Origin of the sequence: Peloplasma aerotolerans, assembly GCF_030012175.1 — a bacterium.
In the GTDB taxonomy this organism is placed as follows: domain Bacteria; phylum Bacillota_I; class Bacilli_A; order Acholeplasmatales; family Acholeplasmataceae; genus Peloplasma; species Peloplasma aerotolerans.
The window spans coordinates 16965-36196 of sequence record NZ_JASCXW010000009.1 but is presented as its reverse complement, the minus strand read 5'-3'; the positions used below and the strand labels follow the sequence as shown (position 1 = coordinate 36196).

Below are 19232 nucleotides of genomic sequence, written 5' to 3'. Positions count from 1 at the left end.
AAAGAGCAAAGGATGGTGCATTTATGGAACAAATCAAGATAGATAGTTTTTTAGATTTTAAATATATATCAAATTTAACATCGAATCCAAGTCAAACGCAAATGGCATTTGCAGTAGGAAAAGCGAATTTAAAGAAGAATGAATACAACTATGATTTATTTGTCAGCGATGGAAAACGACACACAAGAATAACAACTCTTAAAAAAGGAAGTCACTTCATCTGGGAAAATGATCAGACTCTCTTGTTCCCTTTAGCAAAAAATAAGAGCGAAGAGAAAAAAATAAAGGAAGATAAAAGATCAATTTATTATCGCTATCATTTAATCGATCGAAAGTTAGAAAAAGCATTTGAGTTCGACTTTCCAGTAACTGTTGAAGACCAATTGGATGGCAATAAACTGTTATTATCTGCAGCATTAACTGCAGAGCAACACCGCTTATATCAAGACAATAAAGCAGATAGAAAGAAATTTCTAGATGAGCAAAAGAAAAGCAGTCTTTATGAAGATATTAATGAAATACCATTTTATTTCAATGGAAATGGTTTTACAGCAAATGTAAGAAAACAACTATTTATTTTTGATATTGAAACGAAAGTGGTTGCACCGATATTGGACCCAAATTTTAGTTTTAACATCATTAAAGTGTCTGATGATAAAAAACATGTGTTTTTCACAGGCACAATCGCAACTCCAGTTAAAACCTTAACATCACAAGCTTATGTCTATCATCTAGATTCCAAAACAATTGATACATTATATGCTGAAAATGATTTTGCATTTAGAGGATTATATTTACTTAAAAACAAAGTCATTGTTTCAGGTAGTGACATGAAGGATTTTGGGTTAAACCAAAATAGCGATTTTTATGTATTGAACCATAATAAACTCGAACTACTGAATCTATATGGAGGAAGTATCGGTAACTCAGTTGGTTCTGATGTTAGATTAGGTGGAAATCAAAGCAATCTAATTTTTAATGACAAACTATATTTTACTTCAACTGTTGATGATCATGTTGAATTAAATTCTCTAGATTTAAATGGTGAAATCAAGTGTGAGTATCCATTTAATGGAAGTATTGATGGTTTTTGTATATTGAATCATCAAATTTATGTTGTTGGGCTTTATCGTCAAAAGCTACAAGAAATCTATATGGTTGATACAGAGCAAAAGAAACAAGAACAAAGAACGAGAATTAATCAACGTGCACTTAAAAATCTTTATGTAGCTAAACCAAGACCTGTTTATGTCAAACACGATACACATATCGTTAAAGGTTGGGTATTATATCCTAAAGATTATGATCCTGCATTAAAATATCCTGCAATTTTAGATATCCATGGTGGACCTAAGACTGTTTATGGTCAGGTTTATTATCATGAAATGCAATTTTGGGCAAACAAAGGATACTTTGTATGCTTTGCAAATCCAAGAGGTAGTGACGGTAAAGGTGATGTCTTTGCAGATATTAGAGGAAAATACGGAACGATGGACTATCAAGATTTAATGGACTTCACTGATTTAGTGCTAAAAAAGACACCATCAATTGATCAAAATCAAGTATTTGTAACTGGTGGTTCATATGGTGGATTTATGACCAACTGGATGGTTGGGCATACGCATATTTTTAAAGCAGCAGTTACTCAACGTAGCATTGCAAATTGGTTGAGTTTCCATGGAACTTCAGATATTGGATTCTACTTTTCAAAAGACCAAACAGCTGGACATCCTAATTTAGATACTGATCTATTATGGGAACAATCACCAATGAAATATGCACAAAACATTCAGACACCTTTGCTGTTTATTCATTCCGATAAGGATTATCGCTGTCCGATTGAACAAGCAATGCAGTTGTTCACCATTCTAAAACAAAGAGGATTGGACACAAAGTTTGTTTGGTTTAAGGAAGAGACACATGAATTATCAAGAAGTGGTAAACCACAAGCTAGACTTAAACGATTAAATGAAATAACCGATTGGTTTGAAAAATATAGAAAATAACTTAAAATGCCATAATTATATGGCATTTTTTCTTAAGTTAAAATTCAAATGTTAATTATTTGTTAATTAACCAATAAAAGTGATATCCTGACTGTATACTAGTATAAGAGATATAAATGTATCAAAGGTTATGAGGAAAACGATCATGAGAAAAGTCTTAACTTTATTTATAATTAGTGTCTTACTATTATTTGGAGTAACTTCCTCTTTTTTCTCATATGCAGATGAAGATTTAGCAAAAGAACAAGTTGAACTTTTGTATCAAGTAGATGATGAAGACTCTGCACAGCAAATAGCTATAGAAAATGATATCGAACTATTATCTTTTTCTAGTTATGGATTTGCAACTTACCAAACAAATCAAAGCAAACAAGTTGAACCATTAATAGAGAAAGGGTTTATACTTAACAGCACCTCTCAAATTGTAGCACCACCATGGCAACAAACTGGAGATCCTTTTTTAAAGGATCAATATGCTATTGAACTAATGGGAGTTGATATGGCATGGACATTTACAGAAGGAAGTGCAGATGTTACCATAGCAATTATTGACACTGGTATTGATACAACTCATGAGGAGTTTGTCGGAAGATTGTCAGCAATATCATATAATTCAAGAACAAAACAAGTTGGTTTATCACATGTTGAAGATGATAACGGACATGGAACTGCAATCACTGGCGTGATCGGTGCAAATAAAGACAATTCTAAAGGTATCGCGGGTATTGTTCAAAACTCTGAGTTATTAGTTATCAAAGCTAATAACTTAGATGATCCTAATACTGAAGTTGATGAATCTAAACAGTTTTCTGATTCTGCAATTATTGAAGGTATTCACTATGCAGTAGATCAAGGAGCAGATATTATTAATTTAAGTCTTGGTGGAGCAAATGCGAATCCTTTAACTAAATCCGCAATAGATAAAGCACGAAGTGAAGGTGTTATCGTTGTTGCAGCTAGCGGTAATGATGGAACAGATCAAAAACTATATCCAGCTTCATTCGATGGTGTTATTTCAGTAGGTGCTGTCGACAGTACATCTACCATTTGGGATACCGAAGATGCAGGTTCTAATTATAATGATAAAGTTGATCTAACTGCACCAGGAGTATCTATCGTCACGACTGGTTTAAATAATACTTATGTAACATCAACTGGAACATCATTAGCTGCACCTCAAGTTACTGGCGTTATCGGTTTAATGCTTGCATACTTTACAGAATTCACAGATAATCAAATTATAAATCAATTACTGAGTACAGCCATAGATCAAGGTGATCCAGGTTATGATATTTATTACGGATATGGCGTTGTACACGCATATCAAGCACTGCAAGTCGAAGAAGTAACCATTACATTTGAAACATATGAAGGTACGGCAATTGAACCAATAACTGTTTTAGTAAACCAAACATTTATAGTTGATGATCCAGTCAAAACTGGTCATTCATTTCTAGGATGGTATTATGATGAATCATTTGAGTTTGTCTTTGAAATAGGTGTAGATACTACAAATGTAAACTTAACATTGTATGCGAAGTATCAACCTAATCTATATTATGTTTCATTCTTCACCGATGGGACAAGTGCAGAAACTATCCAAGTCTTATATGGTGAGACATTTAATGTTCCATCAACCGAACTTGATGGTCATGAGTTTGAAGGGTGGTATTATGATATTGATTATCAAAACCCTTACTTAAATGAACCCATTTTTGACCATACATCACTATACGCGAAATTTACAAAATCAATATACACCGTAACATATTATATCAATAACGAAATTGATTCATCAATTGAGGTTTCTTATGGAGATACATTTGATCCATTGATTCCTGAAGGTGATTTTGCATTTCTAGGTTGGTATCTTGATTCAAGTTTCACTCAAACATATGAAGTCGAACCAGTTTTAAATCATTTAAATTTATATGCAAGGTTTGATGATGGGTTATATACAGTTGTCTTTTATGATAGTGATTTGGTAACGATTATTCAACAAACTAATGTTTACTTTGGTTCAGAAGTGGATGCACCAAGTCCACCGACTAAAGCATCAAGCCCATCATTTGATTATAACTTCGAGTCATGGACTGAAGATTATAATTATATCGAAGATGATACATTTATATATCCTGTATTCTCAAAAATATATAGACCAGAATCAATTTACATCTTACCTGGCATTGATACTATTTATGAAAGTGAAGATTGGAACGATGGAACCATTCATATCATTGATGATTTATTAAGTTATGAAATCCGCGGAGAAGTCAATATTAATCTTCCTGGAAGATATGCCATCTTTTATGACATTTATGAAGGTGAAAATCTATTAGATACAAAAGTTAGAATGGTTAGAGTTGTAGAACAAGAACCTAAGGTTACAATCACCTTAAATCCAGATGTTACTACCATAGAGCGTGGTAATCAATATGTAGACCAAGGAGCAACTACTAATCTTGGTGAACTCACTTCATCAGGAGAAGTCAATACAAATCAAGTTGGAGTGTATGTGATAACTTACGAAGTTATTTATGGAAACCAAACCGCAACTAAATCAAAATATGTTTATGTTATTGATCAGAATATACCATTATATAATCACACATCATATATTAAAAAAGAGCAGGAGGTATGGTTTTTATGAAAAAGATGTTGTTCTTTTTAACCATAGGTTTCTTACTACTTTTGTCTGCTTGTACAGAACCTTCAATTAATCATCTAAATCTTACATTAAATCCTGGTATTGATACTATAGAGATTGGTCAATCTCATATAGATACAGGAGCAAAAGCAAGTTATGGTCTTAGATTACTAACTGTTGAAGTCATTGAAAATGATATCAATGTAAACCAATTAGGTGTTTATGAAATTATTTATCAAACGACATATTCGGGTTTAACCAAAACAATCACACGATACGTAACCGTCATTGATGAAAATCCACCTGTGATTTCACTGAATCCAGGTATTGATACAATATTCATTGATGAAACATGGATTGATGCAGGTGTTGAAACATCAGATGCAAGTGGTGGAGAAATAACTATTATAACTGAAGGTGAAGTTTTAAACATTGAAGGTGAATATATCATTACTTATTATGCAACAGATGAAAGTGGAAATACCGCACAAATAAAAAGATATGTGAGTGTTATTTCTAATTAGACTCCATAAAAAGACAAAAATTGTACTTTTTCTAATTTATAGACTATAATAGAACTATAAAAAGAAAGGGAGTTTTAGTCATGTGTTTTTTTAGAAAGCGTCGTGAACGTAAAAAAGCCCTAGAGGCTGAGAGAGTTGCTTCAACAAAACCAGTTGAAGTTGCAAAGGAAGAGCAGGAAGCGAAACCTAAACCAGCACCAAAGAAATCAATTGTTAAAGACGAACCTGTGAAAACGGAAGGTAAAGCAGCGAAGTATCATGTATCGCAAAACAAGGATCCAAAGAATGACCATTATAAAGAGTGGCGTGTTCGTAAAGAAGGATCAAATAAAACGATTAAATATTTCAACACTCAAAAAGAAGCAATTGAGTATGCAGAAAAACTTGCAGAAGAAGCTGGATCATCCGTTGTTATTCACAAATTAGATGGTTCCATTAGAAAACAAGATTATGAAAAGAAATGATAGAAGTTAGCAACTAACTTCTTTTTCTTTTTGTCTAGCATAATAGACGATTATTTGTTTTTTTAAGATATCCTTTAATTAATAGACATTTGAAAGATATTCATGTTAAAATAAATGAGACAATTCCATGAAAGAAGGAACCAACATGGCAAGCACTTTTCTATTTGCATTAAATGCTGTTTTACCTATTTTTATTCTTATTATATTAGGTTATTTTTTAAAAAAGTCTAATTTTATTGATACGCATTTCGTTAATATACTTAATAAGTTTGTTTTTAGAGTAGGATTACCAGTCTTACTTTTCTATAATGTCTATAATATCAATCATTTAAGCGAAATCAATTGGGGCGTCGTAGCATTTGCAGTCATTGGGATTATGCTTTCATTTTTCATCGGAATATTAAGTTTATTCATCACAACGAAAGACCGAGAACAAAAAGGTGTTATTTTGCAATGTATTATTCGTTCTAACTTTGCTTTAATTGGTATACCATTAGCAATGTCACTCGGTGGTGTTGAAGCAGTAGCAGTCGTAGCCATCTTATCATTATTCACCATTCCCTTAGCAAACTTATTATCTGTGATTGCTCTCAATATGTATCATGTTAATGAATTTGGTGAACGTATTAGTGTAAAGAAAATGATGATTAACATTATCTCGAATCCGCTCATCATTGGTGTTATGTTAGGGTTGTTTGCATTATTAATACGCAGTTGGATACCTGTTGTCGATGGTGAACTTGTTTTTAGTATTAAAAATAATTTAACGTTTTCATATGATGCAATGCGATTATTAAGTCAAACAGCATCACCGATGGCACTTATTGCTTTAGGTGGTCAATTTGAAATTTCGGTTATTAAACCTTTAATCAAACAAATTACATTAGGTGTAATGTGGAGAATCGTTATAGTTCCTAGTATCATGTTATCCATTGCATATATGCTTGAAGATAAAATTGTTGGTATGAGTCATTCTTATGCAGCGTTGATATCACTATTTGGAGCCCCAGTTGCTGTATCGAGTGCAATTATGGTTCATGAAATGGGTGGAGATGAAAAACTAGCAGCACAGTTAGTCGTGTGGACAACAGTTTTTTCTGTCTTTACAATATTCGCAATAGTTGTTGTGTTTAGATCGTTAGGAGCATTATAATGTATCATCATTTAAGTCAGTATTATGACCAATTATTTCCTTGGAATCGTCAAATAGAAGAGTTGATTAAACCCTATATTGTACCGTCTGGTCAAGCAATCGATTTAGGATGTGGAACAGGAAGATTAACAAATCTGCTCGATCAACTCGGTATGCATGTTGTTGGTATCGATTTAGATCAGGATATGATTAAGGTTGCTCAAGCAAACTACCCACACTTATCTTTTTTCCATGACGATATGATCAGTAGCTTAAAAACATCAAAAACATTTAGTTTAATGACTTGTTTTGGGAATACACTACCACACTTAACATTGAAAGATTTGAGACTATTTTTAGAATCAGTACATCAAAGTTTAACAGAAGATGGTGTTCTTATTGTTCAACTGTTAAATTATACAAAAATATTGAATGAAAAGCCCAAACATCTTAAAGTTATTGAAAATGACGACATCAAGTTTTTAAGAGAATATTCATATTTAGAAAATCAAATTTTATTTAAGACTGTTCTTAAATTTAAAGATAATGAAACTGTAGGAACAACAACATTATATCCTTATCAAAAGGAACAACTCATAACAGAAATAGAACTAGCGAATCTTAAAGTGCAAGCATATGGAGATTTTAATTTCAAACCATTTGATGAACAAGATTATTATTTATATTTAATCATTTCAAAAAAATAACACCTTTTGAGGTGTTATTTTTGCATTTATTTTGAATAACAAACTAAAATATGATACCTTGTATTTGGATGAAAGGATGGGACGATATGACAAATTTAAAAAAAGAAATCGGATTATTTGGTGGTATCTCAATATTAGCAGGCATTATGATAGGATCAGGAATCTTTGTATTTGGTAGTTTGATTCTTGTACGTGTTGGATATGCGTTAGGTTTATCTTTATTAGCTTGGCTTATTGGTGGTATCATTACCTTGTTTTCAGGTTTAACTTATGCAGAATTAGGAACGATGTTTCCTGAAACAGGTGGATACTATGTTTACTTAAGAAGAGCTTATGGTAAAAAAATAGCATTCTTAAGTGGGATGATGAATTTTGTTTTATCAAGTAGTGGTAGTATTGCATTATTAGCATTAATTTTCGCAGATGTGTTGTCATATATGCTACCGATTGCATCATATGTAAAATGGATTGCAGCATTAATCATTATTTTATTATCAGTTGTTAATTATTTTGGTATTAAGGTTGGAGCAACCATTCAAAAAGTTTTCTTGGTTGCAAAAGTCGTTCCAATTATAGCTATTATTTTTATTGGCTTATTCATGGGTACAGAAACAGTAAGTTTCTCGTTACAGCAAACAGGAGATGTCTCATTTTTTAGGCTATTAACGATGGTTGCATTTGGTGTTGTTGGAACTTTATGGGCTTATGAAGGTTGGACGAACTTAAATACTGTTGCTGGAGAAATGAAAAATGTAAAAAGAGATTTACCAAGAGCTTTATCGATTTCTACATTATTAGTAACAGGATTATATGTATTGTTTATATTTTCATTATATCGCATTATTTCTTATGATAACTTAGTGCCTATGGCAGAATCAGGGACGATATTACCGATTGCAGCGATGATGACACTGTTTGGTGAGCCTGGAATGAGCTTCGTCTTAATTGCAGTAACCGTTTCAGTATTCGGTGCGTTAAATGGTAGTGTGATGGTATTTCCTAGAGTCTATTATGCAATGGCAAAAGATGATACATTTTTCCCTCAATTTGCTAAACTAGATCCAAAATACCAAACCCCATTTGTAGCAATCATCGGATCAGGTGTGATGGCATTGATTTTATTAATCTTCAATGTTGAACAATTATTAACATTTGTTGTATTTGGTGGGTTAATTTTTAACTCCCTAATATTCTTTTCAGTATTCTTGTTTAGAAAGAGAAATCCTGATTTAGAAAGACCTTATAAGGTATGGGGATATCCATATGTTCCAATAATCGCGATTGTCGGTTTAATGGGATTATTAGTCGCAACACTTATTGAAAGTCTAGTACCATCTCTTATTGGATTTGGTGTCTTAGTTCTCGGTTATATTCTTTATCATTTATTTATGATTAGAAAAGAGTCAACTGAACTATAAAAAAAATGAGCACACGTTGCAAATGCAATGTGTGCTCTACTTATCTTTATTTTTGTTTCTCATTCATTGAATGTAGTAATTTGATTATTTCTGAAAATCCAATAAACAATGTACCTGAAACAAATGAAGAGAAGATTATAATAACGCCAATCTCTCCACCGCCATTACCTAAGAAAACCATCGCAGAAATCACACCAACCACGTAAATCAAAATTCCGATTAATTTAAGTGTAAAAGCAACTGAGTTTGGTTCCAAAGTTCCTTTGACTTCTTTGATTTCTTTTTTGAGATGTTCGATTTCATTTGTTATGGATAAAAGTTCATCAATTTGCTGATCTGTTACGTTATTAAGAGGAACTTTCTTGTAATATTTATACATGGCTGTTTCTCTATAATATTCACTATCAATATACTCGTCTGACTTGCTGTCTGAATATTTTTTTTCAAATAAACCTAGGTGAATTAAGTCTTCATCTTTCTTTTTTTGTTTTAACGACTCAAGTTCTTGTTTTTTCTGTTGAATAAGGTCTTCGATTTTAGCTGGATTTTCCATAGGAAATACCCCCTTTATGAATATTCTACATATGATTGGGGTATAAAGTCAATCTAATATATTAATCTTGTCTGTTTTCTACGATGACAAGTTGGTCTTCAACGACTTGCATTTGGTATTTTTTATGAGGTTCAATTGAACCTTCGATAATCTTGGTTGCTACTAAGGTTTCGATATGTCTTTGAATAAAACGCTTAAGTGGTCTTGCCCCATACTCATCGTTAAATCCATGTTTAATGACAAATTTTTGAATTTCTTCACCAAGTTCAATCAATAAATTCTTTTCTTCCAATCGTTTTTTAAAATCATTTAACATCTTCATGGCAATCTTCATTTGAACTTGTAGACTTAATGCATTGAACACAATAATTTCGTCAATACGATTGATAAACTCAGGTTTAAACTTAGCTTTAACTAAATCCATGACCTTATTTTGAGCATCTTTTTCATAGCTTAATAAATATTCACTGCCGATATTAGATGTTAATATAATAATCGTATTTTTAAAATCAACTACACGTCCTTGGTTATCGGTTAATCTACCATCTTCAAGGATTTGTAATAAAATATTGAAAACTTCTGGATGTGCTTTTTCTATTTCATCAAATAAAATAATTGAATAAGGTTTTCTTCTAACAGCTTCAGTTAATTGTCCACCTTCATCATAACCGACATATCCAGGAGGAGAACCAATCAATCGAGATACACTATGAGCTTCCATATATTCACTCATGTCCATTCGAACGATTTGATTTTCGCTATCAAATAAAGCCTCAGCGAGTGACCTTGCAACTTCAGTCTTTCCGACACCTGTTGGTCCTAGGAATAAAAATGAACCAATGGGTCTATTTTCATCTTTAATACCCGCACGTTGGCGAATAATGGCATCACTGATTAATCTGATGGCATGATCTTGTCCGATAACTCTATTTTTAAGGGTTTCTTCAAGGTGTAGCAGTTTTTCTTTATCACCTGACATTAGCTTTGATACTGGAATTTGAGTCCACTTAGAAACGATTTCAGCGATAATTTCTTCTGTAACGGTTTCTGTTAATAATTTATCGCCTTCTTGATTTGATAAAGTCATCTCTTGAATATCTTTTTCTAGTTTTGGTATTTTGCTATATTGAAGTTCTGCAGCCTTTTGATAATCGTTATCATTTAGAGCATTTTGCAAGTCTAATCTAATTTTTTCAAGATCGTTTTTCTTTGATTTAATAAGATTTAACGTTTCCTTTTCCTCTTCCCAGCGTTTCCTTAAAAGCTTTTCTTCTTTTTTAAATTGCTCTATATCAGTTTTTATTTTAGATAAACGTTCTTTAGAAATAGGATCGGTTTCTTTATCTAATGCGGTTTTTTCTATTTCTAGTTGCATTAACTTGCGGTTAACCGTATCTAGTTCAACGGGCATGGAGTCAATTTCCATACGTATTGAAGCACAAGCTTCATCAATTAAATCAATAGCTTTATCAGGTAAGAAACGGTCAGTGATGTATCTATTCGATAAAGTAGCAGAAGCAATAATCGCTAAATCGGAGATCGTAACACCATGATGTGCTTCAAATCTTGATTTTAAACCTCTTAGAATACTAATGGTATCACTTACTGTTGGTTCGTTAATAACAACTTTTTGGAATCTTCTTTCTAATGCACTATCTTTTTCTATGTATTTGCGGTATTCATTGAGTGTGGTCGCTCCAACGCAGTGAAGTTCACCACGAGCAAGCATTGGTTTAAGCATGTTTGATGTATCCATAGAACCATCAGCACGTCCTGCACCAACAATATTGTGCAATTCGTCAATAAATAAAATGATTTCCCCGTTAGATTCTTTAATTTTGTTTAGAACAGCTTTCAATCTTTCTTCGAATTCTCCTCTAAATTTAGCACCAGCAACGAGTGCAGCTAAATCAAGTTCGTATATGATTTTATTTTGCAAGCCTAAAGGAACGTCTTTATCGACGATGCGTCTTGCTAAACCTTCAACGATTGCTGTTTTTCCGACACCGGGTTCACCAATTAATACTGGATTGTTTTTTGTTTTACGGGATAAAATCTTAATAACTCTTCGGATTTCATCCTCACGACCGATGACGGGATCGATTTTTCCTTGTTTTACATCTTCAACAATATTTCTACCGAATTTTTCTAATACTTTTGGATCTTTGCTATAGTCATCCATTTGTGTAAAGTTCATAAACATCCTCCTTTGCAACATCAATTAATTTAAATCCAACTCTATTATAAATCAACAAATTGGCACTGTCAACTGTTAAGTGCTAATTATCGTTTTATATTATAAAATTAAGTGAATTATGTTAAAATATTGATAGACAAAAATCGAGGTGATGAAAGTGAAAAAAGATGTATTGGTAAAAATAGATAATCTAGTGAAGAAATATGCCAAAAAAACGAGAACACTTCAAGTCGAATTTGATATTCCATCACTAGATATAAATTATACATATTCTAGTACAAAGACAGATCAAAAATATCATTCAGCAAGCGTTGGTAAAGTTTTTGCAGCTACGCTTGTACTAAAAGCAATTGAAGATATGGATGTAGATTTAACTACTAAAATTCATACCATTTTAGATGATAAGTTGTTGGATGGACTTTTTGTATATGAAGGTTTTGATTATCAAAAAAATGTTACGATTAGACATTTACTAAGTCATACATCAGGAGTCAATGATTACTTTGATGGAAAGTTTAATGATGGCAGCAAATTTTTAGACAGATTTTTCGAGAATAAAGATCGTTTTTTTACTCCACAAGAGCTTATAGATATGACGAGAAACAATCAAAGTGCAATTGGGAGTCCTGGAAAGAAGTATTTATATTCAGATACGGGCTATCTTCTTATTGGACTTATCATCGAAAAGCTTTACAAAATGCCATATGATCAAGTCCTAGAAACATATATTTTCAAACCATTAAAAATGAATGATACATCACTTTCGTGGTATAGTAAATCATTTGATGCAAAAGAACTTGCACCACTTATTTTTAAGGGACAAGATGTTCGATTATTTAAAGCATTAAGTTGTGATTTTTCTGGAGGAGGTCTTTCGACAACAACTCATGATTTAACTAAGTTTTTAAAAGCTTTCTTTAAACACGAGATTATTAGCGAGAGTTCATTGGAGAAAATGAGATCTTTTGAGCATGTTTTTCATGCAGGAATGTATTATGGCCTGGGTCTTATTGAAATCAGATTTGATAAATTGTTTTTCTTACTAAAAGGATATCCACGTCTGCAAGGAGGACTAGGTGTTTCAGGTGCACATGCATGGTGTGATGATGAGACATTGGACACTTATGTTATCAATATGGGAGATGTTAAGAAAATGAGTAGTAGTTTTCAGTTATTAATAAAGGTAGTATCAATCATTAAAAAAGAGAAGGCAAAAAGGTAAAGATATATGATAAAAATTTTATTTGTTTGTTTAGGAAATATCTGTAGATCACCGATGGCTGAAGGTATGTTTACCCAAATGGTTATTAAGGAGAACTTACAAGAAAAAATTCACATTGAATCAAGAGCTACCTCAACATGGGAACATGGTAAACCCCCACATCCAGAGACAAGAAAGATATTAGATAGAATTGGGGCAAAACATCATCATATGAAATCTATGACTATTCAAGCAAGTGATTTTGTTAAATTTGATTATATTATAGGTATGGATAAGTCCAATGTTCAACATCTATTAAAACAAGCAGGAAAGCATAAGCATAAGATATTTCTTTTAAGAAATATTATGGATGAGACAAAAGGACAAAGTGTCCCTGATCCTTATTTAACCGGACAATATGAACAAACCTATCAATTGTTAGAAGAGTCATTAACAGGTTGGTTAGAAAGATTAAAAAACGAACTTCAATTTAAAGAGAATTTGTATTGACTTTTTAACCATTTAAAAGTTATAATGATATAGCATGTGAGGGCCTCATAGCCAAGTGGTAAGGCAAGGCACTGCAACTGCCTGATCATCGGTTCAAATCCGTTTGAGGCCTCCAAAATAATCTTGAGTTGGTTCGATAATACGAGCTAATTAAACAAATTTATGCCCATTTAGGGTATTTTTTGTTTTTAAAGACCCCATCATAAGTATTAAATAAACCATACAAAGGCAAAAAAGTATATAAATACAATTTTTACTTTACAAAAGGCAAAAAAAATAATACAATGTAAGTAAAAGAGGTGTTTATAATGAAAATCAGACGTTATTACTTAGATAAACTAATCAAATACATAGATACAGAATTCGTGAAATTAATTACTGGTGTAAGAAGATCAGGTAAGTCATTTCTATTGAAAATGCTTGAGAAACACCTTCAAGAACTAAATAGAAAAACGATATATCTCAATTTTGAGCATCCAGATACTTTTGGTATTCAAACGGCTGACAAACTGTATGAATTCATCAAAACTCAAGTAGAAACGGATGAAAGAATATATTTTCTATTTGATGAAATAGCTGAAGTTCATCATTGGCAAAAGTTGATTAATGGATTAAGGATTGCGTTTAATTGCGATATATATTTAACAGGGTCAAATGCAAATATGCTTTCCGGCGAACTTGCAACTTATCTATCCGGTCGATATGTAGAAATAAAGTTATATCCTTTATCATTGGTGGAACTAAAAGATTTCACTAAAGAAGATAGCATTGATCGATATTTACAAGAGTATATAAAATATGGTGGTTTTCCATCGGTTGTACTCACGAAAGATGAACAAATGAAAAGTGACATATTGAAAGGTATTTATAATAGTATTCTATTAAAAGATGTTTCGATTAGAGGCAATATTACTCAAATTGATGTGCTCATGAAACTTTCACTGTATTTGTTAGATAATATAGGTAAGTCGGTTTCAAGTTCTAAAATTTCGAATTACTTTAAATCCATGAATCAAGTAGTAAAACCAGAGACAATTAATAAGTACCTTCACCTTTTAGAGAATGCTTTTATTTTTTATAAAGCAACGAGATATGATATTCGTGGCAAAGAACATTTAAAAACATTAGGTAAGTATTATGTTGTTGACCTTGGACTAAAAAATATCATGCTAGGTCGTATGAATAGCAATCTTGGATCTATGATAGAAAATATTGTTTATCTAAAACTTATACAAGAAGGATGGCATGTTTTTGTTGGGAAATATGATGATTTAGAAATAGATTTTATTTGTTTCAAAGATAATTATACTAAGTATGTTCAAGTGACCTTAAGTATGCCTGTAAATAGTACTAGAGAAACAGACAATCTACTCGTCGTTAAAGATAATTATGAAAGAATAATCGTTACATATGATTACAAAGATGTTGGCGTAGTCGATGGGATAAAGATAGTTCATTTAACTTCATTTTTATCTGGTTAGATTGCGAAAAATAACGATCAAATTCGGAGGGTAATATGTTTGGAAAAAAAAGAAAAATTAAGAGATATTTAACAGAAAAAACTCAGGAGTTGTATTCTCAGTTTTACTATGTCCTTGATGACTTTATAAACAAGCAATTAAAGAAAAAACTACGTGATATCGGATTATCTAGAATCGAAATTCATGTAGATGGTACCCAGGATTTGAGTGTGTAGGTATTCAAGCAATTGATGAATCGTATATTGACATTAAATTTTATCCAAAGGAAATAAACATATCATGTTCTATAGATGAACCAGATGATTACCATGAATTCTTATATGAAGATCACAATGATAGGAATTGGATATAAAAAAAATCAAATCTTATGTTTTAGAATCTAAAAGTAGGTTTGATAATGAAAAGCTAAAGCTGTAGTGGAGGTTTTAGTTAAAGTTCACATAATGTGAAAAAATAGTACCATTACTTTCTCGATTTTCCCACTATTTTCCACTTTAGGTCATTTTCTTACCAGTTAAGGTTAAAGAGCCCCCAAAAACACAACCCTTTAAGGTTAACAGAGACTCCAACTTAATTTTGTTTTGGTCGTGCCAATCGGATTCGAACTGGCACAAAAACAACAAATTTTGTAATGAATCGGATATAAAACTGTTGATCACATTTTTTCTGATTTGAACTTAACAAACTATTAAAATCGTATAAAAAATGAAAGCAAGGGATTCTAAATTTACTGTATTGGGATCCCTTGTTTTTGTAACATATGAGATAATAGGTGTAACATATGTTAAATTTGTGATACATTTATGCAAACCATATATAATTATTTTGAGGGGAACAGTATGAAATAAAAAATTATATGTAAGGATGAAAATTATCTTAAATATCAAGAAATGTTAGAGAAAGCTGGATTTAGTATCTCAGATGATGCTAATTTATTTTTAAAGAAATTGATTATCAACAAGATTATCTTATTGGATTCAACTCAAGAGGAGAAAAAAAGATAATCAATTATGATGACATTTATCTAGTTGAAAGTTTCACACATGATATCATTGTTCATACATCATTTGGTGGATTAAAAATTAAAGAAAGATTATATGAAGTTGAAGGGATATTTGAGAACAGAGATATTATTCGTATAAACAAATCCCAAATTATACCTAAAGGAAAAATAATGAAGATTATTCCCCAATATAATTCAAAATTAAAGATACTTCTAGCGAATAAGAACACTGTATATGTATCTCGTATGTATTTAATGAGTTTTCGAGAAAAAATCGGAATGTAGGAGGGTATTATGAATTATCATATTATTGGATTAAGTATTATTACGATCTTAATTCTTTGATTAAAGGTAAGAAAGTCGTAAGTTTGAAGGTAGCACCTATCAAGTTTAATGTAATTTTAGTTATCGGACTACTCTTATTCTTTGGTTCTTTCACATTGATCAAAGTTTATGCTCTAGAAAGTGAGAATGATATTTTGAGGAACGAACTTAATTATGAAAGATTTGATGATGGTAATTTCCCAAATGTTTACATTAAATTGGTTTACGAAAAATACAATATCTTTTTTTCCGGGTATTACTTAGATGAAAACAATAATTATGTTGTATGTCTAACTGAAAATGCACCAACGGAATTAACTGATATTCTAACAAATGAAAGTATTCAATTTATCAAGGTAACCTATAGTTATGCACAACTAAAAGAAGTATTCAAAATAATTTCACTGAATATAAAAGAGTACAATTTTATAAGTATTTCTCTTAATTTTAAATCTAATAAAGTTGAAATCACAGTGATTGATGATAGCATTGATCTCTCAAGAATAAAAACATATATTGATTTAGGTATTGTAAGCGTTAGCATTGGAGAAGAATTTACAGCTTATTAGAGGACATCACACATAATCATTTTTCTCAATTAACAGAAAGATAAGTTTGATAACAAAACACAAGTTTTTTGCTTTTGATATACGCATGAAAAATCCTTGATGAACTGGGCGAAATAGCTAAAGAAAACGTCTCTTTAAGGTTAACAAAGACTCCAAACATATGATTTAAAAGACGTATAGATACCATCTATGCGTTTTTTTGTTAACCAAATCATCAATTCGATTTTGAATAACTACCAATAACAAGTATAATAGAAGAGGATATATTTATAGAAAGGAACTAAAAATGGAAAAAACAGAATATAAAATAGCTTTAATGATAGATTCAGAGAATGTATCATTTAAGTACATCAAATCAGTTATGAATGAAATTTCAAAATACGGGAAAATAGTAATCGCAAGATTTTATGGAGATATTAATAATTTATCAAGAGATTGGCATCGTACAGCACAAGATAACGCGATTAAACCAGTGCATCAGTACAATGTTGCTGTAGGAAAGAATGCTGCAGATATGGCAATGGCACTAGATGCACAAGAAGTTATGTATCAAGGTAGAGTTAATGCATTCTTTTTAGTAACAAGTGATAGTGACTTCACACCACTTGCAGTAAAACTTAGAGAAGGTGGTATGCATGTTATTGGTGTAGGTAACGAAAAGAAAGTTACTGAAGCTTTTAGATCAGCATGCAACGAGTTTAAATATTTCGAATACCTAGATGATGAAGATGAAGATGATGAGATTCCAGAATCTGTTGAAGCATCATCAAGAAATACTCAAGAAATAGGAAATATCATTAAAAGTATCATTATTGAAAATGGAATTGATAACAAAATACAATTAAGTCGTTTAGGTGATATTTTAGTCAATAGATTCTCAGATTTTGATTCAAGAAAATATGGTGCTAAAACATTATCAAGTTTAGTCAATACCATCAGTGGATTAGCAATTAGTCAAGAAAAGACAACAACGTTTGTTACGTTTTATACAAAAATGAATATGAAAGATGTCACTAAAGCTATTATTGACATCATTTCAATGAATAAGAGTAAAGAAATGATCTTAACTAAAATTAAACAAGAGTTAGAGAAAATATACCCTGAATTTAATTATCAAGAATTAGGTTTCACACGTTTTAGTAAACTCGTTGGAAGTATTGATTCGATAACCGTTAAAAATAACGCTGCGAAACTTAAAGTAAAATGAAAACCTTTGATATAAAAAGTCAAATGCCTACAACACTAGAAGCAGGTAGAAAACTAGCAGTCATTATCAAAAATTGTACTGGTAAAGATCAGGTCATTAAAATCATTCATGGCTATGGTTCTTCAGGTGTTGGTGGTTCAATTAAACAAGCGGTTCACTCATCTTTAAGAAACAGAGTTAGACGTAGTGAAATCAAGGCATACATTCCAGGAGAAGCATTTAGAGAAATGCTCGGATTTGATGAAGCGATTCAAACTTATTCGAATCTAATTAAATCAGATTCGGATTATAAAAAAGGAAACGATGGCATTACTTATATTATCTTAAAATAGCACGAGGAAATAATAATGAATTTAGAGCAGATTAAAAGAAAAAAAGCAATTTATGAAACTTGGTTTATTATTTTTATTATTATAACAGCCCTATCATTTATACTATTTATGACAAACCCTCTTTTAATGATTGGTTTTATCATAGGTGGATTAGGTGCTTCAGCGATGACTGGTATGCTTAAGAAACTGAGCAATCACTTCAAAAACGTTTATGTAAGAGAAGTGCTTGATAAGTTAATTCCAGGTTGTAAATATGAACCAGAAAGAGGATTAGAATCCTCATATGTTTACGATTCAAAGATATTAAAAAGAGAAGATCGATATCATAGCGAAGACTACTTGGAAGGCTATATATCAGGAAAACATTTTATCTCAGCTGATGTTCATCTAAGAGATGTTAGAAGAAGTGGGAAATCGACAACTGTTGTTACAGTATTTCAAGGAAGATTTTTTGAAATTGAGTTTAATAAAAAATTTGAAAATGATGTCTATATTATGCCTAATAGAACGCTTTTGTTCGGTCTATTTGAAGGCATGAAACGTGTTGAATTAGAATACATTGTTTTTAATCAAACTTTCGATGTTTTTTCTAAAGATCAACACTCCGCATTTTATTTATTGAAACCAAGATTTATGGAAAAACTTCTTGAATTCTCAAATATAGCTAAACGCACAATGTTTGGTTTTAGAGCTAAGAAGGTTATGATTGCTCTTGACACTCGAGTTGATTCATTTGATTTAAAAATGTTTAAAGATATCGACACACAGTTTTTTGATGAGATTAAAAAAGAAGTAAAGCTTATTGAAGATTTAATTGAACTTATATCATAACACTAAAGACACTAGAAAAAGTGTCTTTTTATTCAATAAATGCATTAAATAAACATAAAAACTATTCGAAAACGTTATCATTGAATAAATAAAACTATTTATTGAAAATATGCTTTATTTTCCAAT

General features: G+C 31.3%; 18 protein-coding genes and 1 tRNA gene. 17 read left to right on the top strand and 2 right to left on the bottom strand.

The window, feature by feature from the left end; translation table 11 throughout:
* Positions 1–23 precede the first annotated feature (23 nt).
* From QJ521_RS04060 to QJ521_RS04030, 7 genes are all read left to right on the top strand, one after another.
* A complete protein-coding gene (locus tag QJ521_RS04060; protein ID WP_282839156.1) occupies positions 24–2006 on the top strand; it encodes an alpha/beta hydrolase family protein in 1983 nt (660 codons plus the stop codon).
* A gap of 145 nt (positions 2007–2151) precedes the next feature.
* Complete coding sequence (locus QJ521_RS04055) at positions 2152–4656, top strand: S8 family serine peptidase (protein ID WP_282839155.1); 2505 nt, start codon at positions 2152–2154, stop codon at positions 4654–4656.
* Entirely contained in the window at positions 4653–5177 is a 525-nt protein-coding gene (locus QJ521_RS04050; RefSeq protein ID WP_282839154.1) for an immunoglobulin-like domain-containing protein, read from the top strand. The genes QJ521_RS04055 and QJ521_RS04050 overlap by 4 nt, the downstream gene beginning before the upstream one ends.
* Before the next feature lie 80 nt (positions 5178–5257).
* Positions 5258–5641: a DUF2188 domain-containing protein gene (locus tag QJ521_RS04045; protein WP_282839153.1), complete on the top strand. Its 384-nt coding sequence runs from the start codon at positions 5258–5260 to the stop codon at positions 5639–5641.
* Between the two features lie 127 nt (positions 5642–5768).
* Complete coding sequence (locus QJ521_RS04040) at positions 5769–6794, top strand: AEC family transporter (protein ID WP_282839152.1); 1026 nt, start codon at positions 5769–5771, stop codon at positions 6792–6794.
* The gene (locus tag QJ521_RS04035) at positions 6794–7480 is read left to right on the top strand and encodes a class I SAM-dependent methyltransferase (protein WP_282839151.1); all 687 of its coding nucleotides are present in this window, start codon (positions 6794–6796) and stop codon (positions 7478–7480) included. The genes QJ521_RS04040 and QJ521_RS04035 overlap by 1 nt, the downstream gene beginning before the upstream one ends.
* An 86-nt stretch (positions 7481–7566) precedes the next feature.
* Positions 7567–8898, top strand: a complete 1332-nt coding sequence (locus QJ521_RS04030) for an APC family permease (protein WP_282839149.1) — start codon at positions 7567–7569, stop codon at positions 8896–8898.
* 46 nt (positions 8899–8944) lie between these two features.
* On the opposite strand, the gene QJ521_RS04025 is transcribed toward QJ521_RS04030, so the two are convergent.
* Both QJ521_RS04025 and QJ521_RS04020 read right to left on the bottom strand, forming a co-directional pair.
* The gene (locus tag QJ521_RS04025; protein WP_282839148.1) at positions 8945–9451 is read right to left on the bottom strand and encodes a hypothetical protein; all 507 of its coding nucleotides are present in this window, start codon (positions 9449–9451) and stop codon (positions 8945–8947) included.
* A gap of 61 nt (positions 9452–9512) precedes the next feature.
* Positions 9513–11648 carry an ATP-dependent Clp protease ATP-binding subunit gene (locus QJ521_RS04020; RefSeq protein ID WP_282839147.1) on the bottom strand — a complete coding sequence of 712 codons (2136 nt, stop codon included), beginning with the start codon at positions 11646–11648 and terminating at the stop codon, positions 9513–9515.
* Positions 11649–11805: 157 nt separating this feature from the next.
* Here QJ521_RS04020 and QJ521_RS04015 point away from each other — a divergent pair, with 157 nt between their 5' ends.
* The 10 genes from QJ521_RS04015 to QJ521_RS03975 all read left to right on the top strand — a co-directional run bounded on the left by QJ521_RS04015 (position 11806) and on the right by QJ521_RS03975 (position 19106).
* On the top strand, positions 11806–12870 hold the full coding sequence (locus tag QJ521_RS04015) for a serine hydrolase domain-containing protein (RefSeq protein ID WP_282839146.1): 1065 nt from the start codon (positions 11806–11808) through the stop codon (positions 12868–12870).
* A gap of 6 nt (positions 12871–12876) precedes the next feature.
* Positions 12877–13359, top strand: coding sequence for a low molecular weight protein-tyrosine-phosphatase (locus tag QJ521_RS04010; RefSeq protein WP_282839145.1), 483 nt, complete (start codon positions 12877–12879; stop codon positions 13357–13359).
* A gap of 41 nt (positions 13360–13400) precedes the next feature.
* Positions 13401–13474: transfer RNA gene (locus QJ521_RS04005), tRNA-Cys, on the top strand.
* A gap of 193 nt (positions 13475–13667) precedes the next feature.
* A complete protein-coding gene (locus QJ521_RS04000; protein ID WP_282839144.1) occupies positions 13668–14840 on the top strand; it encodes an ATP-binding protein in 1173 nt (390 codons plus the stop codon).
* Positions 14841–14875: 35 nt separating this feature from the next.
* Positions 14876–15055, top strand: coding sequence for a hypothetical protein (locus tag QJ521_RS03995; RefSeq protein ID WP_282839143.1), 180 nt, complete (start codon positions 14876–14878; stop codon positions 15053–15055).
* Between the two features lie 719 nt (positions 15056–15774).
* The gene (locus QJ521_RS09700) at positions 15775–16128 is read left to right on the top strand and encodes a LytTR family DNA-binding domain-containing protein (RefSeq protein WP_430757348.1); all 354 of its coding nucleotides are present in this window, start codon (positions 15775–15777) and stop codon (positions 16126–16128) included.
* A 56-nt stretch (positions 16129–16184) separates the two neighbouring features.
* On the top strand, positions 16185–16736 hold the full coding sequence (locus QJ521_RS03990; RefSeq protein ID WP_282839142.1) for a hypothetical protein: 552 nt from the start codon (positions 16185–16187) through the stop codon (positions 16734–16736).
* A 286-nt stretch (positions 16737–17022) separates the two neighbouring features.
* Entirely contained in the window at positions 17023–17943 is a 921-nt protein-coding gene (locus QJ521_RS03985) for an NYN domain-containing protein (protein WP_282839141.1), read from the top strand.
* A complete protein-coding gene (locus QJ521_RS03980) occupies positions 17940–18275 on the top strand; it encodes a hypothetical protein (protein ID WP_282839139.1) in 336 nt (111 codons plus the stop codon). Before QJ521_RS03985 ends, QJ521_RS03980 begins: the two co-directional genes overlap by 4 nt.
* A 15-nt stretch (positions 18276–18290) precedes the next feature.
* Positions 18291–19106 (top strand): DUF3137 domain-containing protein, encoded by an 816-nt coding sequence (locus tag QJ521_RS03975; RefSeq protein ID WP_282839138.1) that lies wholly within the window; start codon positions 18291–18293, stop codon positions 19104–19106.
* The last annotated feature ends 126 nt before the right edge of the window (positions 19107–19232 follow it).

Bases quoted from the DNA above. Each gene is read 5' to 3' on its own strand.
- QJ521_RS04060 (WP_282839156.1), top strand. From the start codon at position 24: ATGGAACAAATCAAGATAGATAGTTTTTTAGATTTTAAATATATATCA.
- QJ521_RS04055 (WP_282839155.1), top strand. From the start codon at position 2,152: ATGAGAAAAGTCTTAACTTTATTTATAATTAGTGTCTTACTATTATTT.
- QJ521_RS04050 (WP_282839154.1), top strand. From the start codon at position 4,653: ATGAAAAAGATGTTGTTCTTTTTAACCATAGGTTTCTTACTACTTTTG.
- QJ521_RS04045 (WP_282839153.1), top strand. From the start codon at position 5,258: ATGTGTTTTTTTAGAAAGCGTCGTGAACGTAAAAAAGCCCTAGAGGCT.
- QJ521_RS04040 (WP_282839152.1), top strand. From the start codon at position 5,769: ATGAAAGAAGGAACCAACATGGCAAGCACTTTTCTATTTGCATTAAAT.
- QJ521_RS04035 (WP_282839151.1), top strand. From the start codon at position 6,794: ATGTATCATCATTTAAGTCAGTATTATGACCAATTATTTCCTTGGAAT.
- QJ521_RS04030 (WP_282839149.1), top strand. From the start codon at position 7,567: ATGACAAATTTAAAAAAAGAAATCGGATTATTTGGTGGTATCTCAATA.
- QJ521_RS04025 (WP_282839148.1), bottom strand. From the start codon at position 9,451: ATGGAAAATCCAGCTAAAATCGAAGACCTTATTCAACAGAAAAAACAA.
- QJ521_RS04020 (WP_282839147.1), bottom strand. From the start codon at position 11,648: ATGAACTTTACACAAATGGATGACTATAGCAAAGATCCAAAAGTATTA.
- QJ521_RS04010 (WP_282839145.1), top strand. From the start codon at position 12,877: ATGATAAAAATTTTATTTGTTTGTTTAGGAAATATCTGTAGATCACCG.
- QJ521_RS04000 (WP_282839144.1), top strand. From the start codon at position 13,668: ATGAAAATCAGACGTTATTACTTAGATAAACTAATCAAATACATAGAT.
- QJ521_RS03995 (WP_282839143.1), top strand. From the start codon at position 14,876: ATGTTTGGAAAAAAAAGAAAAATTAAGAGATATTTAACAGAAAAAACT.
- QJ521_RS03985 (WP_282839141.1), top strand. From the start codon at position 17,023: ATGGAAAAAACAGAATATAAAATAGCTTTAATGATAGATTCAGAGAAT.
- QJ521_RS03980 (WP_282839139.1), top strand. From the start codon at position 17,940: ATGAAAACCTTTGATATAAAAAGTCAAATGCCTACAACACTAGAAGCA.
- QJ521_RS03975 (WP_282839138.1), top strand. From the start codon at position 18,291: ATGAATTTAGAGCAGATTAAAAGAAAAAAAGCAATTTATGAAACTTGG.